15 protein-coding genes and 1 tRNA gene are annotated in these 14,805 nt (G+C 71.0%); 6 read left to right on the forward strand and 10 right to left on the reverse strand.

Annotated features, from left to right (window positions below):
• Positions 1 to 63 precede the first annotated feature (63 nt).
• Both ACTMTB_RS14025 and ACTMTB_RS14030 read left to right on the forward strand, forming a co-directional pair.
• Positions 64 to 369, forward strand: a complete 306-nt coding sequence (locus ACTMTB_RS14025) for an ArsR/SmtB family transcription factor (RefSeq protein ID WP_377611705.1) — start codon at positions 64 to 66, stop codon at positions 367 to 369.
• A gap of 2 nt (positions 370 to 371) precedes the next feature.
• Positions 372 to 914 (forward strand): SRPBCC family protein, encoded by a 543-nt coding sequence (locus tag ACTMTB_RS14030; protein ID WP_441145666.1) that lies wholly within the window; start codon positions 372 to 374, stop codon positions 912 to 914.
• Between the two features lie 133 nt (positions 915 to 1,047).
• Here the strand turns inward: ACTMTB_RS14030 and ACTMTB_RS14035 are convergent, their stop codons facing one another.
• From ACTMTB_RS14035 to ACTMTB_RS14050, 4 genes are all read right to left on the reverse strand, one after another.
• Positions 1,048 to 2,085, reverse strand: a complete 1,038-nt coding sequence (locus tag ACTMTB_RS14035) for a hypothetical protein (protein WP_441145668.1) — start codon at positions 2,083 to 2,085, stop codon at positions 1,048 to 1,050.
• Entirely contained in the window at positions 2,085 to 2,354 is a 270-nt protein-coding gene (locus ACTMTB_RS14040; protein ID WP_210776334.1) for a hypothetical protein, read from the reverse strand. The genes ACTMTB_RS14035 and ACTMTB_RS14040 overlap by 1 nt, the downstream gene beginning before the upstream one ends.
• Positions 2,355 to 2,807: 453 nt before the next feature.
• Complete coding sequence (locus ACTMTB_RS14045) at positions 2,808 to 3,185, reverse strand: hypothetical protein (RefSeq protein WP_441145928.1); 378 nt, start codon at positions 3,183 to 3,185, stop codon at positions 2,808 to 2,810.
• 56 nt (positions 3,186 to 3,241) lie between these two features.
• Positions 3,242 to 3,511, reverse strand: coding sequence for a hypothetical protein (locus tag ACTMTB_RS14050; protein WP_441145670.1), 270 nt, complete (start codon positions 3,509 to 3,511; stop codon positions 3,242 to 3,244).
• A 309-nt stretch (positions 3,512 to 3,820) separates the two neighbouring features.
• Here ACTMTB_RS14050 and ACTMTB_RS14055 point away from each other — a divergent pair, with 309 nt between their 5' ends.
• Positions 3,821 to 6,649 (forward strand): ricin-type beta-trefoil lectin domain protein, encoded by a 2,829-nt coding sequence (locus ACTMTB_RS14055; RefSeq protein WP_441145672.1) that lies wholly within the window; start codon positions 3,821 to 3,823, stop codon positions 6,647 to 6,649.
• A gap of 158 nt (positions 6,650 to 6,807) precedes the next feature.
• On the opposite strand, the gene ACTMTB_RS14060 is transcribed toward ACTMTB_RS14055, so the two are convergent.
• Together ACTMTB_RS14060 and ACTMTB_RS14065 are read right to left on the reverse strand one after the other, a co-directional pair.
• Complete coding sequence (locus tag ACTMTB_RS14060) at positions 6,808 to 7,068, reverse strand: hypothetical protein (RefSeq protein WP_441145674.1); 261 nt, start codon at positions 7,066 to 7,068, stop codon at positions 6,808 to 6,810.
• A gap of 93 nt (positions 7,069 to 7,161) precedes the next feature.
• Entirely contained in the window at positions 7,162 to 7,881 is a 720-nt protein-coding gene (locus tag ACTMTB_RS14065) for a hypothetical protein (RefSeq protein ID WP_441145676.1), read from the reverse strand.
• A 106-nt stretch (positions 7,882 to 7,987) separates the two neighbouring features.
• On the opposite strand from ACTMTB_RS14065, the gene ACTMTB_RS14070 reads away from it, so the two are divergent.
• From ACTMTB_RS14070 to ACTMTB_RS14080, 3 genes are all read left to right on the forward strand, one after another.
• Entirely contained in the window at positions 7,988 to 8,647 is a 660-nt protein-coding gene (locus tag ACTMTB_RS14070) for a TetR family transcriptional regulator C-terminal domain-containing protein (protein WP_441145678.1), read from the forward strand.
• A gap of 1,026 nt (positions 8,648 to 9,673) precedes the next feature.
• Entirely contained in the window at positions 9,674 to 10,273 is a 600-nt protein-coding gene (locus ACTMTB_RS14075) for a hypothetical protein (protein ID WP_441145680.1), read from the forward strand.
• A gap of 73 nt (positions 10,274 to 10,346) precedes the next feature.
• A complete protein-coding gene (locus tag ACTMTB_RS14080; RefSeq protein ID WP_441145682.1) occupies positions 10,347 to 10,589 on the forward strand; it encodes a hypothetical protein in 243 nt (80 codons plus the stop codon).
• A gap of 60 nt (positions 10,590 to 10,649) precedes the next feature.
• On the opposite strand, the gene ACTMTB_RS14085 is transcribed toward ACTMTB_RS14080, so the two are convergent.
• The 4 genes from ACTMTB_RS14085 to ACTMTB_RS14100 all read right to left on the reverse strand — a co-directional run bounded on the left by ACTMTB_RS14085 (position 10,650) and on the right by ACTMTB_RS14100 (position 14,577).
• Positions 10,650 to 10,937, reverse strand: coding sequence for a hypothetical protein (locus ACTMTB_RS14085; protein WP_441145683.1), 288 nt, complete (start codon positions 10,935 to 10,937; stop codon positions 10,650 to 10,652).
• A gap of 69 nt (positions 10,938 to 11,006) precedes the next feature.
• A tRNA-Ile gene (locus tag ACTMTB_RS14090) sits at positions 11,007 to 11,080 on the reverse strand.
• A gap of 142 nt (positions 11,081 to 11,222) precedes the next feature.
• Positions 11,223 to 12,464 carry an NAD(P)/FAD-dependent oxidoreductase gene (locus ACTMTB_RS14095; protein ID WP_441145685.1) on the reverse strand — a complete coding sequence of 414 codons (1,242 nt, stop codon included), beginning with the start codon at positions 12,462 to 12,464 and terminating at the stop codon, positions 11,223 to 11,225.
• A complete protein-coding gene (locus ACTMTB_RS14100; protein WP_441145687.1) occupies positions 12,454 to 14,577 on the reverse strand; it encodes an MMPL family transporter in 2,124 nt (707 codons plus the stop codon). The genes ACTMTB_RS14095 and ACTMTB_RS14100 overlap by 11 nt, the downstream gene beginning before the upstream one ends.
• Positions 14,578 to 14,805 lie beyond the last annotated feature (228 nt).

Here is a 14,805-nt window from a genome sequence, read left to right on the forward strand (position 1 = left end):
CGCCGGTCCTGGACGAGCCTTCATTCCTTGCCAGGCATATGAGCGATACGGCATATTGTGGCGGTGTCCGTCGACGCCTTCGCCGTGCTGGCCGAGCCCACCCGACGCCGGATCCTCGACGCGCTGCGCCGCTCGGAGTGCAGCGTCGGCGAGCTGGTCGACGTGCTGGGCATGAGCCAGCCAGCCGTCTCCAAGCACCTCAAGGTGCTGCGCGAGGCCGGCTTCGTCTCCTGCCGCACGGCGGCCCAGCACCGCATCTACCGCATCGACGTACGCCCGTTCCGCGCCGTGGACGGCTGGCTCGCGCCGTACCGCGAGATGTGGACCGCGCACCTGGACGCCCTGGAGCGCCACCTCGACAAGGAGTGACCATGGACCGCGACTCGTTCCACCCTGGCCCGCCGGCCGAGATCGAGGCCGAGCCCGCCGGCGACCGGTGGACGCTGCTGTTCGTCCGGGAGCTGCGGCACGCGCCGGAGAAGGTGTGGGCGGCGCTGACCGACCCGGCCCGGCTGCGCGAGTGGGCGCCGTTCCTGGCCGACCGCGACCTCGGTGCCCCGGGCGCCGCGACGCTCACTGTGGTCGACGGCGACACGGCCGTGCCGCAACCCGCGACGGTACGCCGGGCCGAGCCGCCCCACCTGCTCGAATACACCTGGGGTGACGATCTGCTCCGCTGGGAGCTGACCCCTTCCGGCACCGGCACCCGGTTGCTGCTGCGACACACCCTCGCCGAGCGGGGGATGCTGCCGATGGTGGCCGCCGGCTGGCACCTCTGCCTCGACGTCGCCGACCACCTGCTGGCCGGCGACCCGGTCGGCCCGATCCGGGGCGCGGAGGCGAAGGACTTCGGCTGGGCCGAGCTGCGCGACACGTACGCCGAACGGCTCGGCGGGCAACCGGACCGCCCCTGACCGACTCCATCCCGACCGGCCGCGGTCCGCCTCAGGCGAGGGTAGTCGCCCGCCCGGCAGGGCCGCCCGGCATGCGCCCGCCGGACGAGCGGGGTCACGCCGGCGGCGACGGGTGCCGACGCCGCCGGCCCCGTCAGACGTACGGCCTGGTCGCGTACGCCGCCCGCAGCGCCGCGAGCCCGTCGGTGCGGGGCGCCAGGGTGCCCCAACCGGAGTTGAAGTAGTTGGTCCGGACGATGCGCGGGCCGCGCTCGCTGTTGAGCCGGGCGACGGCCGCCGGCACGGTGGCGATCCAGGCCGCCTGGTCGGGGATCTCGGCGGCCCGTATTCCCCACTCGGCGATGATCACGGGACGGGAGAGCGCCACCGGCCCGAGGTCGGCGACCGCCCAGTCCTTCGCCCGGCGGAACCGGGCAAGCGCGGTGTGGCTCGGGTCGGTGGCGTAGGCGTTCCACTGGAGGAAGTCCAGCTTGGCCATCAGCGACTCCGGGTGGGTGCGCTGGAAGCAGGCCCGGTCGAAGCCGCCCGACCCGACGGAGAAGGTGGTGCCGGCCGGCAGCGCGCGGGCCCGGAACCAGTTCACGATGTAGGTCATCGCCTGCACCGCGCGGGCGTCCGACTCCGCCCAGCCGTACGACACTCCGGACTCGGTGGTGCCGAACTCGTGGTCGGTGTCCAGCTCGGAGGCGAGCTGGATGTTCACCCCGAAGCCCATCGTCCGGTACTGCGACAGCGCCCGGGCGAAGAGGCCGTCGCAGAGCCCGGCGAGCACCTGGCCGTACCCGTAGGCCTTCGGCCAGGTCGTCCCGGGACGCTGCTGGATGGTCATCGCCGGGGCCGGGACGGTGTAGCTGACGCCGTCCACGGCGAAGGTCTGCGCCGCCGTGGTGGCGACGCCGTAGTGCTTCAGCTCCAGCACCATGTTGATCGCGAACCCGCTGCGGCCGAGGCTGAGCAGCCAGGGCTTGTTGTAGCCCGGGAAAATGTAGCCGTCGGCGAAGCTGCGGTACTGGGTCAGCGAGCGGAAGTTGCCGCCGGCCATGTCGGCCGTCGGGTCGGCGTTGCCCGCCAGGTAGTAGCCGCCGAGGACCGGTGGGGCGAGGGCGTAGTCGGCGGTCGCGGTGGCGGTGCGCCCGCCGCTGTCGCGGACGGTCACGGTGATCCGGGGCATCACGCCACCGCCCGGTAGACGGCCACCGACCCGTTGTCCGACGCCCGGGTCCAGGTACGCCCGGAGTCGTCGGTGACGGTGAGGGTGAGCGGGTCGATCACGGCGGTGACCTTGACCGGGGCGCTGCTGTTGCCCTGCGCGTCGGTCACCACGACGGTGACGGTGAGGGGCCTGGTGTCCGGGTCGCCGTAGGTGACCGTGAGGGTCATCTGGTCGCCGGGGGAATAGGTCGCGGCGTTCAGGCTCGCGGTGACGGTGGGAGCGGCCATGTCCGCCCCCTCCTTCCTTGCTCGTACGCCCGGCTCTCGCCGGTGCGCCCGGTCGAGGCGCGGGACTGCCGCCGGTCAGGCGGAGCGGGACGCGCGACGGCGTCGACCGGAGGTGGTGACGTCCTTGTCCTGTGGGAGCTGACCCCGGCCCTGGCGCCCGGGACGGGGTCCACCGCGACGCGACCGTGGCCGTGGGCGCGGTCGGACCGGCGCGGCCGTGTCCGCCGGGACGGCCGGGCCGAGCCCGGCGATGGCGGCGTCCGACGGCGACCGTGCTGTCGCCGTCGGGGTGAGGGATGGGATGTGGCCCGCCATCCGCAGCCTCTCCACCTGCATAAACAATGCGCCGGTAGGGGGTACGGCGTCCTGTCGGCTATCTGTCCCCGGGGTTGGCCGGGTGGCCGATTGCGACGAGGGCGCGCGGGTGCACCGCGGCGCTCGGCCTGCCCGGCCTCAGCCCCGCCGGCGCCGCAGCAGGTGGGCGACCCCGCTCACCACCGTCGTCCCGAGCCCCGTGCCGACCAGCACCAGCACCGCCCCCACCGCCCAGAGCCCGCTGTCGTCGGTCGAGGCGGCGTGCACCGTCCAGGCGGCGGTGAAGGCGACCGTCAGCACCGGGGCGACCAGCCACGGCCGGAGCCGCCAGCCGGCCACGGCGGCGACCAGGGCGAGGGTGAGCACGCAGCCGGCCACCTGCCACGGCTGGTAGGGCCCGCTGACGGCGCCCGTCTCGGGGTCGATGGTGTAGCCGGTGTCCCACCCCAACCAGGCCCACCAGGTGGCGACCGCCGCCACGGCGAGGACGAGAGCGGCGAGGAGGGCGCGCGTCATGCTGTTCACGCCCCGATCCTCGCGGTACGGACCGCGTCGCGGATGAGCATTCGTACTCACGATCGGGGTGTCGGTGCGGTCCCCCGGACCGCCCAGGCGCGGGCGGCGAGTCGGATGGCGCCTTCCGGTCCGGTCGGTACCCGGTCGCGCAGCAGCTCCCGCAGCTCGGCCCGGTCCGGCTCGGCGAGCGAGCTGACGTAGCCGGGGGCGGAACCCTGCCCACCGAGGAACGGCGTCCAGTAGTCGGCGAAAACGGCGAAGACGGTGGGCACCTCGACGGTCCGCACGGACACGTCGCGGAGCCCGGCCCATACCTCCTGCGCCATGCGGACACCATACGGGCGGTACGCCGTGCCGGCACGCTCCCGGCAGCGATCTGCGGACGTCCACCGTGGACCTTCCGCCCACAAGCGGAGGTATCCGGCGAACTTCCGCAGGGTGTTATCGAACTTTTGCATCCATGAACGAAAGGTATGGGCCTCTAGATAGAAGTTTGTTAATGTTGCCCATCACCGCAGCTCCGGACGCGTCATTCGCCGGCGTCGATGACTTGTCCGGGCTCGCCCGGCGGCTACCGCTCCCCCACCGCATCTCACGGCACGCCGCCGGACCACCCCGACCTCCCAGGAGGAGCAATGGGCACACGGCTGCTGCGCCGATTCCGCAGTCCTGTCCTGACCACCATCGCCGCACTCGTCATGGCCACCGGCGTCTGGGCCGTCCCCGCCCAGGCCGCCCCCGCCCAGGAACCGGGCGTCACGCTGCGCGTCTTCGACGTGCAGGTGCCGCTGAACGAGATCTGCACCCTCAAGCCGGGGCAGACGCCGAACGTGGACAAGCTGATGCCCACCATCAACTGGACGTCGACCACCGACTTCGGCTTCGACCAGTACTTCGTCTCCCAGGTGCTCGGCAACCTGAACATCACCACGGCCGGCAGCTACACGTTCCGGCTGACCAGCGACGACGGCTCCCGGCTGTCGATCGACGACAAGGTCGTCATCAACCACGACGGACTGCACGGACCGACCCCGGCCAAGGAGGGCAGCGTCGCCCTCACCGCCGGACTGCACCCGCTGCGCATCGACCACTTCGAGCGCGAGGGTGGGCAGCAGATCACTCTGGAATGGAAGGCCCCGGGATCGTCGTCCTTCGTCGTGGTGCCCAACTCGGCGCTGAGCACCGACGCCGGTGTGGTGCGGGTGACCGCACCGGGCAAGAAGGAGTGCGAGGGCGTCACCGACTCCCCCGGCGACGGCCTGCCGCTGACCGGCGTGTATCCCGGCTACACCCTGACCAACCTGCGGCCCAGCGGCTTCCAGCCGAAGGTGACCGGGATGGACTGGCTGGCCGACGGCCGCCTGGTGATCTCCACCTGGGGCGGCAGCGACCAGTCCGGCACCTCCCAGGACGGTGAGGTGTACATCCTGGGCAACACCGGCGGCTCGACCGGCCCCGGCAGCGTGACCACCAAGAAGATCGCCGGTGGCCTCAAGGAGCCGATGGGGTTGAAGGTCGTCGACGGCGTGGTCTACGTGTCGGAGAAGCAACGGCTGACCAAGCTGGTCGACACGAGCGGCGACGAAATCGCCGACCGCCTCGACACGGTCGCCACCTGGCCGTACGGGGGCAACTTCCACGAGTTCGCCTTCGGCCTGCTCTACGACGCCGGCTACTTCTACCTGAACCTGTCGGTGTCGATCAACTACGGCGGCGCGACGACCAACCCGCAGCCGGCCCCCAACCGCGGCACCACGATCAAGGTGAACAAGGACACCGGCGCCGTCTCCTACGTCGCCGGTGGCCTGCGCACGCCGCACGGCATCGGCTGGGGCCCGGAGGACGGCATCTTCGTCACCGACAACCAGGGCGGCTGGCTGCCGTCGTCGAAGCTGCTGCACGTCAAGCAGGGCCGGTTCTTCAACCACTACATGAACCCGGCCGGCCCGTTCGACGCCAACCCGGTGACCCCGCCGGTGCTCTGGATGCCGCAGAACGAGATCGCCAACTCCCCGAGCACCCCGCTGTACCTGAAGTCCGGGCCGTTCGCCGGGCAGTTCGTCATCGGCGACGTCACCTACGGCGGGCTCCAGCGCGCGTACGTGGAGAAGGTCAACGGCGAGTACCAGGGCGCCCTCTTCCGGCTCACCCAGGGCCTGGAGGCGGGCGTCTCGGAGGTCAACCTCGGTCCGGACGGCGCGATCTACGTCGGTGGCCTCGGCGCCGGCGGCAACTGGGGTCAGAGCGGCAAGCTCGCGTACGGCCTGCAGAAGCTGACCCCGAACGGCACCACCGCGTTCGACATCCTGGCCATGCGGGCCACCACCGGCGGGTTCGAGCTGGAGTACACCCAGCCGCTCTCCGCCGACACGGCGGCGAACCTGGCCGGGCACTACAAGGTCAAGCAGTGGCGCTACCAGCCGACGGCCAGCTACGGCGGCCCGAAGATCGACGAGGAGACGTTGACCGTCACCTCGGCCACCCTGTCGACGGACCGCAAGAAGGTCAGCCTGGCCGTCGCCGGGCGCAAGGCCGGGCACGTGGTCCACGTCCGCTCGCCCCGCCCGTTCACCTCCGAGAGCGGCCAGTCACTGTGGAGCACCGAGGCCTGGTACACCCTCAACGCCATCCCCGGCACCACCCCGCCGCCGACCGGCGGGAGCAACCTGGCCCTGAACAAGCCGGCCACCGCCGACAGCTCCTGCACCACCACGGAGAGCCCCGACAAGGCGGTCAACGGCTCCGTCGCCGGCGGCAACACCGACAAGTGGTGCTCGAAGGGCACCACCAAGTACCTCCAGGTCGACCTCGGGGCCAGCACCAACGTGAACCGGTTAGTGGTCAAGCACGCCGGCGCCGGCGGCGAGAACACCGCCTGGAACACGAAGGACTTCACCATCGCCACCAGCACCGACGGATCGAACTGGACGACCCGGACCACGGTGACCGGCAACACCGCCAGCACCACCACGCACGACATCGCCGCGGTGGCCGCCCGCTACGTACGCCTGAACGTCACCGCGCCGACCAGCACCACCGACCCGGCGGCCCGCGTCTACGAGTTCGAGGTCTACGGCCCAAGCGGATCCGGCACCATCACCGGCATCGCCGGCAAGTGCCTCGACGTCAGCAACGCGGGCACCGCCGACGGCACGAAGATCCAGCTCTGGACCTGCAACGGCACCACCGCCCAGAAGTGGAGCCGGGCCGGCGACACCTACCGGGCGCTGGGCAAGTGCCTGGACGTCGACAACGGCGGCACCGCCAACGGCACCAAGGTGCAGCTCTGGACCTGCAACGGCACCGCCGCGCAGGTCTGGCAACCACAGAGCAACGGATCGCTGCTCAACCCGCAGTCCGGCAAGGTTCTGGAGACGGCTGGCGCCGGCACCGCCGACGGCACCCAGGCCCAGATCGGGACGTACGCCGGGGGCGCCCACCAGCACTGGGTGGTCAACGGCTGAGCGATGACGGCGGGCCACCGGTGAAGAGGTTTCTTCGCCGGTGGCCCGCCGGCTTCCATGCGCCGGGGCAGCGCTCGACGCCCGCGTCGGGCAGCGGATGTCCAGTCCGTATACGGCTCCGGTCCCGGTCACCCGGACGTCGGCGGTCCGTCCTGGAGTCAGTCCGCTTCGATGCCGCCGGCCCGCAGAATCTGCCGGACCCGTTCGCGGGAGTAGCCCGTCCGCTTGACCAGATCCACCTGCCGCGTGCCGGCCCGATTCTCCGCCACCATCGCGCGGTGCAGCTCGGCGCGGGCCTGTTCAACCCGGGCACGGGCGTCCGCCTTGATCTGCCGGGCGGCCTGCGCGGCGCGTTCCTCCGCCTGCGGTAGCGCCTCTTCGGCAACCCTCAGTGCGCGCATAGCCTGGTCGAGATCCACTTGGCCATCTTCTCGTTGGCATCAAGATAGGCCAAGCCGGATGACCCCCCGACCGAGGACGTACGGCAGGGGGACATCAGCGGCTATCCGGCGTCAGGCGAACACGACATCGTCGACGTCGATGGTGACGAGCTCGATGTCACGCACCACGGTTCCGTCCTCCGCCAGCGGGTAGACGCGCCGCCGGGTCGGGACCATGATGCCGCCGAACTCCTTGTGGTCCGAGCAGTAGTGCGCGGCCGGCCCCGCGTTGAGGACCTCGGCCGTGTAGTCGTGCCGGCGCAGCAGCCCGTCCTGGTCGAAGTAGAACGTCTGCTCCCGGGAGTGGGTGGCGATGTCCTCGGGGAAGACGACCTTGAGACGGTTCCAGGTCTCCCCCTCCTCGGTCACGGGAGACAGTTCCTCGGTCTGGAAGTCGGGCCTCGCGAAGGTGAACGGGGACGTCAGGTACGTCCACATGGCGTACCCGGCGAAGTAGGCGACGTCCAGGTCGTCCCAGGGGGTTTCGAGGACGTGGCCGGCGAAGGAGGCACGGGGGTTGAGGCGCTCGGCCTTCACCTCGCCGGTGTCGCTCTCCACGGCCACTCGCTGAGGGGTGAACGAGGTGTGCAGGTCAGGCGCCTTGAACGGGAAGTGACTGGCGTGCTGGTGGCGCAGGTCGACCCGTACGGCGGCCTGGTCGAAAATCCCCTCCTTGCCCTTGATGGCCCACAGCGCTCCGCCGGAGCGGAAGTGGGCAGTGGCCGAGCTGAACTGCTGGTAGCGGTCCAGGCCGCCATGGGCCTTGATGACGGTGTTCGTAAGGTCGCTCACGATCATTTTCTCCTCAGTGAGGTGGATCCGTCGTCCCGGGGTAGACACCGGTTGACCAGGCGCTGCTTACCCGGCTACCAGTTGAATATGACCGGTCGTCTTAGTAGTGGCAACGAGCGCTGGATCACATGACCGTGAGCTTGACGCGGCCAAGACGACCGGTCATATTTGCACCGGGAGGTGGTCCGTCTTGGCCAGGAAGAGCACGCGCGAAGAGATTGTCACGGCCGCGCTCGACCGGTTCCACGCTCGCGGGTACAACGCCGCCGGCGTCAACGACATCACCCAGGCGGCCGGCGTACCGAAGGGGTCGTTCTACAACCACTTCGACAGCAAGGAAGCCCTCGCCATCGTGGCGCTGGAGCGGTACGGCGCCGGACTCCGGCTCGAGGACCTCGCCGACACCTCGGTCCCGCCCGTGCAGCGGATCCGGGCACACTTCGAGTTCCTCCGCGACGAGGTCGTCGGACACGAGTATCACCGCGGCTGCCTGTACGGGAACTTCGGCACCGAGATCGTCGACCACCGGGACGCCATCCGGGACGCCGTACGGGACAGCCTCGACGAATGGGCCAGCCTCATCGCGACAACCCTGGTCGAGGCGCAGCGTGCCGGGACGATCCGCGCCGACGTTGACGCCGAGGTCACCGCCGGCTTCCTCGTCAACGCCTGGGAGGGCACGCTCATCCGGGCACGCACCGACCGCTTGCCCGCCGCCTTCGACGCCTTTTTCTCGGCATTCGACACCTTGCTTTCGCCGGTCTGAAGCGTGCCGCCGTGGTGGGCTGCTGAAACGCATCTCCATCCAGGTACCCGGCGGGTGCGGTGGAAGGCGCAGGTCCGCGGTGACAGCTCATGACCGCTGCCGGCCGCCGCTGATGGCCCGTGACACCCTTGCTGCTCGCAGGTGGCACTCGAGTGCTGGCTGTTCACGTCGTCGCCCGGGAGGCGGTCATCGGCCGGCGACTTGGCGTTCGGGCGGCCGCAGGTGGGGCCATCGACCAGCAACTCCTATCCCTGTTCCAGCGGGGGGAGATGAAACGGTCGATCTTCGAACCGCCGGAGGGCGTCGACGCCGTCGTTGAGATCGATACCTCAGACCATGAAGCTCCGGCCATCGAGACGATCGTGGCGGCAGTCGTCGCCCTGCTTGGCCCGTCGCGAAGGGGAGGCGGCTCGTTACCGAGCGAGCCAGCAACGAAACATCGACCAGAGCCCCCAGGTAACTGGCGTCCCGGCCAGTCGGTGGAATCGCTCCGTCGGAGTTGAGCGAACCATCATGGTCGGTACGTGCAGGATCAAACCATCAGGCGTACGAGGGCCGACGCGGCTCCAGCAATTCGGTGACGCGGCCACGGTCGAGCACTTCGATGAGTGCGTCTGTGCCGCGTTCGCCCTTGACCCCGCGACCGGTACGAATCAGCCAGGCGGTAAAGGTCCGGCGTCGGGTCTTCGACCGGGCTGCGGGGTCGATCGGTCTCGCCGGCCCGATTCCGCACGAGCAGCGCCACACTGCGCCACGATGGCGGTGGCCGTCGACACCAACCGGCCGGAGGCGTTGATTCTGTCCGTCGGTCTGTGCAGGTGATCCACCCGGCGGCCGAACCGGTGTGGTGGTGTTGACCGCGACCGACGGCGCGGCGGCCAATCGGGTGATGTTGTCGATCGGGCAGGCCCGGGTGTTGCGCTACCGGTTGGGTACGTTGATCGACGCCACGAAGCACAGGCGGGGGTAATCTCCGGTCCGCTTGGCGGACATCATGACGAGCGTTCATCTCGTACGTTGTCCGGCATGGCGGCAGACATCCAGTGGCCCGACGTTGTCGGCGCGGTGGGCGGCATCGTCGGCGTGGTCGCGGCGGTCGGGGTGGGCATCCCGGCGGTGGTGGCCGCCCGGCGTTCCGCCCGTGCAGGCGAGGAATCCGCGCAGGCGGCGAAGGACGCAGCGCGAGGCGCGGCCGACGTGGCGCGGATCGAACGAGCGCGAGAACATGCGCGTCTGGCCCCACCCGCTCCGCCAGAGATCAAGGCCGAGATCGAGGATCACCCGCGCCTGGGCGCGGACGGCGCTGGCCTGTTCGGCTCCATCACGGTGCCACGGGACTACAGGGTGAAGGCGGAGGCCGTGAGCGGCAACGCAAGGTCGCCCATCAGTCTCCCTCTCCTCCTGCGGGCTGGGACCCACTCGTTTGAGATCGAGAAGTGGCCGAGAGGCCGTGAGGAACCGCAGACCGAATTCGTGCTGGTGCGGTTCTGGCCCCCGGCCGAGGTGGACGAGGTTGAACACTGGACGTGCCCGTGCGACCGGCCGATTGCCGACGGGGACGGGCCAGGGCACTGGGAATGGCGGGTGCCTTTGGACTACTACAACCCGATTGTCAGCATCTTCTAGCTGTACCGGCCGATGCCCGGAGCCGCATCGATCGCCGCCGTCGTCGCGGCCCGTCTAGGACAGGGGAACGCTCATGCCGGCGTCTCTGAAGCGCATTCGAGAGACCATGAAGGTGGCCCCGACGGCCCGCAACAAGGGCCTGAAGTTGACCATCACGGTAGTGGCGTACGACAGCGGCATGGTGGAGGTGGACACCGTGCCCATGGATGGGGCCGACGCGTCGGCCGACTGGTTGGATGCGGCGGCGGTGGTGGCGGCCACCATGGCCGAGTTCCGACGGCAGGCGGCCAAGCGGCAGGCGTCTCTGGACGTCTGAAACCGTTACGGCGCAACAGGAACGGCCCCCACCATCATCCGGTGGGGCCGTTCGTTTCCCTCATGACGGCACAGGTGCGGTGGTGTCTGCGGTGACGCGGGTGACGGTCAACGCGACGTCCCAACGGGCCTTGTCGTCGCGGTGTTCGGCGTAGTCGAGACCGAAGAACACCCCGACCATCAGCAGGCCCCGGCCGTTGCGGACCTGCACGGGTCGGCCGGTCCACGATTCCAACCGGTCGGCGTCTGCGCTGGCCACCAGACGCAGCCGGAACGCGTACGTCCCGGCGGTACCGACCTGGGCGACGGCCGTACGGCCGGGGGTCTGGGTGCCATGGCCGGAAGCCACCCCTGCAATACTCGGTCTTCAAGCGGTATGCGTGACTATCAGTCCCTCGATGATCTACGTTTCCGCAGGTGGGGCGGGCGGGACTCGAACCCGCGACCGAGGGATTATGAGTCCCCTGCTCTAACCGGCTGAGCTACCGCCCCGATACCGCGCCGGATCGTAACCCGCTCGACGGATCACCGGCCACCACCGAACCGGCCGACTACAGGCAACCCGACCGGCACGATGGGCTACGCGAGGATAACAGTCAGCAGCGGTCCGCAAGGTCCCGCGCACCGGCCCGGATCACCCCACCGCGCGCAGCTCCGCCAGCACCGCCCCCGCCGTCCGCCAGCCGCTGGCCAGCGCCCCCTGGATCGACGGGCTGTCCCGGTGGTCGCCGGCCACGAACAGCCCGTCGCCGAGCGCCACCGGCTTGCGCAGTCGCCCCTGTGGCGGCGGCGCGGCGGGCAGCGCGTCGGGGACCTCGACGGTCGTCAGGTGGGTCCAGTCCGCGGTGGAGCGTCCGTAGAGGCGGTCCAGCTCGCGTCGGATCGCCGGCTCGGGCGGGGCGCTCGGGCCGACCACCGAGGTGGCCACCAGGTGCCGCCCGGCCGGCGCGTACGTCGGGGCGGCGTTGCTGACCACGACGGTGTTGGCGACCAGCTCCCGCCGGTCCCCGTCGACCAGCAGGATCGGCTCGTCCAGCGGCCTCTCCGGCGTGCTGTGGTAGTAGGTCGTGTAGCTGTGCATGCGTACCCGGGCCAGGGTGGGCAGCAGCGTTCCCGCTGCGGGCGGGTCGACGGCGACCACGACGGCGCGGCAGCCGATGTCGCCGGCCTGGGTGCGGACCCGGCCGGGCGCGACCTCGGCGACCGGGGTGTCCAGCTCGATCAGGTCGGCGGGCAGCGGTTCGGCGACGGCCCGGGGCAGCGCGGCCATTCCCCGGGCGGGCAGGCCGATCCGGCCGCGCGCGAAGGAGCGCAGGATCATGGCCAGCACGTGGCTGGAGGTCTCCAGCTCCCGGTCGATGAGGACGCCGGAGAGGAACGGCCGCAGCAGCTCCTCGATGATCGTGTCGGAGAGCCCGGCCCGGCGCAGCGCGGCCTCGGTGGTGGTCTCCGGTGCGGTGAGCAGCCGGCTCTTCGGCAGGGTGGCGCAGCCGCTGGCGAGCGCCGCGAAGCGGAGCCGGTCGAGCAGCGAGCCGATGCCGGCCAGGGCCGTGCCGGGCGCGCCGCCGGGCTCGCGCAGCGGGTTGACCAGCCGGTCGAGCCGGTCGCCGCGGCGCACCAGCACCCCGGAGGTGAACCAGCCCAACCCCAGGCTGTCGACGTCGAGCAGGGTGCCCAGCCTCGGGTAGGCGGTGTTCAACACCTGGAAGCCGCGGTCCAGCAGGTAGCCGTCGACCGCGTCGGTGGCGACCCGGCCGCCGAGCCGGCCACCGGCCTCCAGCAGCCGCCAGGGCACGCCGGCGCGGTGCAGCCGGCGGGCGGCGGCCAGCCCGGCGAGGCCGCCGCCGACGATGACGACGTCCGTCTCAGCCAGCATGCCCGGCCTCCGTCCCGGTCCGGGCCGTCCGGGCCAGCCGGCTCGGCCACCAGATTTTCGGCCCGATGTCGTACGACAACGCGGGCACCAGCAGCGAGCGGACCACGATGGTGTCCAGCAGTACGCCCACCGCCACCGCCACGCCGAGTTCCACCAGCACCACCAGCGGCAGGACGGCCAGCGCGGAGAAGGTCGCGGCGAGCACGATGCCGGCGGAGGTGATCACCCCGCCGGTCACGGCGAGGCCGGACAGCACCCCGGCCCGGGTGCCCCGCTTGACCGACTCCTCGCGGACCCGGCTCATCAGGAAGATGTTGTAGTCGATGCCGAGGGCGACCAGGAAGACGAACGCGAAGAGCGGGAAGGACGCGTCGACCCCGGGGAAGTCGAAGACGTACCGGAAGATCAGCGCGCACAGCCCGAGGGTGGCCAGGAACGACAGCACCACGGTGGCGATCAGCAGCACCGGGGCGAGCAGGGCCCGCAGCAGCAGGGCCAGGATCACCGCGATGACCACCAGCACCACCGGAATGATCACGTTGCGGTCCCGGGTGGAGGCGGCGGAGGTGTCCACGTTGATCGCGGTGAACCCGCCGACCACGGCGTCGGCGCCGGCGACCCGGTGCACCGCCACCCGCAGGTCGCGGATGGTCCGCTCCGCGCCGTCGCTGTCCGGCGGGTCGGACAGCGTCGCCTCCAGCTGCACCTTCCCGTCGACCACCTTGGGGGGCGCGTTCTCCTCGGGCGGACCGGCCCGCTCACCGGTGACCGGCCGTACGGCGGCGACGCCGGGGACGCCCTGCGCCACCCGGGCGACCTCCTGGGCGGCCTCCTGGTTGGTGAAGATGGTCGCCGGGCTGCCGGTGCCGGCCGGGTAGTGCCGAGCGATGACCTCCTGGCCGGCGACCGAGTCGGTCCGGTTGGTGAACAGGTCGGACTGGCCGAGGGTGGTGACGCCGAGCTGGGCCAGGCCGAGGGTGAGCAGTGCCAGCGCCGCGGCGGTCACCAACCAGACCGGGCGGGCGCGCCGGGCGACGAAGCCGGCGACCCGGCTCCAGATGCCGTGCTCGGCGCGCGGGTCGGCTTGGTCCGCACGGGGCCGGCGGGGCCAGAACGCCCACCGGCCGCCGAGCACCAGCAGCGCCGGCAGGAAGGTGAGCATCACGACCAGCGTGGCGGCGATGCCGACGGCGGCGACCGGGCCGAGCGCCCGGTTGGAATTGAGGCTGGACAGCAGCAGGCAGAGCAGGCTGACGATCACCGTGGCCCCGGAGGCGATGATCGCCGGCGCGGCGCCCCGCCAGGCGGTCTTCATCGCGTCCCAGGGCCGCTCGTGCCGGTGCAGTTCCTCCCGGTAGCGGGCGATCAGCAGCAGCGCGTAGTCGGTGCCGGCGCCGAAGACCAGCACGGTCAGGATGCCCTGCGCCTGCCCGTTCAGCTGGATCACGTCGTTCTTCGCCAGGTAATAGACGAACACCGACGCCAGCGCGTACGACATCCCCGCCGCGAGCAGCGGAAAGAGCCAGAGCACCGGGCTGCGGTAGACGATCAGCAGGATGACCAGCACCACGACCAGGGTGACCAGCAGCAGCGGCCCGTCGATGGCGCCGAACACCTCGATCAGGTCGGCCAGCAGCCCGGCCGGTCCGGCGACGTCGACGGTCAGCCCGTTCCGGTCGCCGCCGGCGATCCCGCGCAGCTCCTCGACCACCCGGCCGATCGCCTCGCCCTCCGACTCGTCGATCGGTACGACGACCTGGAGCGCCTGACCGTCCTGGCTGGGGATCGGCGGCGGCAGCGGCCCGAGCACGCCGGGAACCTGGGCGAACCGCGCGGTGTCGGCGGCCGCCCGTTGCTTGTCGGCGTCCGTGATGCCGGAGCCGCGCTCGTAGACCACCAGCGCCGGGGTGCTCTCCCGCTCCACGAAGCCGCCGGCGAGATCCTGCGCCCGGGTCGCTTCGGCGTCGGCGGGCAGGAACGAGGCGTTGTCGTTGGTGGCGACCTCGCCCAGCTTCCCGGAGTACGGCCCGGCGATCCCGCCGACCACCAGCCAGCCGAGCACCACCAGCACCGCGATCAGCGTCGCCGCGCCAGGTCCCCGTCTTCCGGCCATCTCCACCCGTCCTTGAATCGACGCACCAATCGACGCATCGAAAGACTAAGCCGACATCGCCCATCCTGCCGCCCGAGCACGCCCCAGCGTGCCCAAACCGGACGCGGGACTCCCGCACCCTCTCCACGGTCCGTGCCCACCGGTGATCAAGAAGTTTGCGTCCGCGGGCGGCCCGTCGGTGACGCAAACTTCTTGATCACCGGGGAGGTCACGGCCGGCCGGGCGGGG

It is taken from the genome of Micromonospora sp. L32, assembly GCF_052068055.1.
GTDB lineage: Bacteria > Actinomycetota > Actinomycetes > Mycobacteriales > Micromonosporaceae > Micromonospora > Micromonospora purpureochromogenes.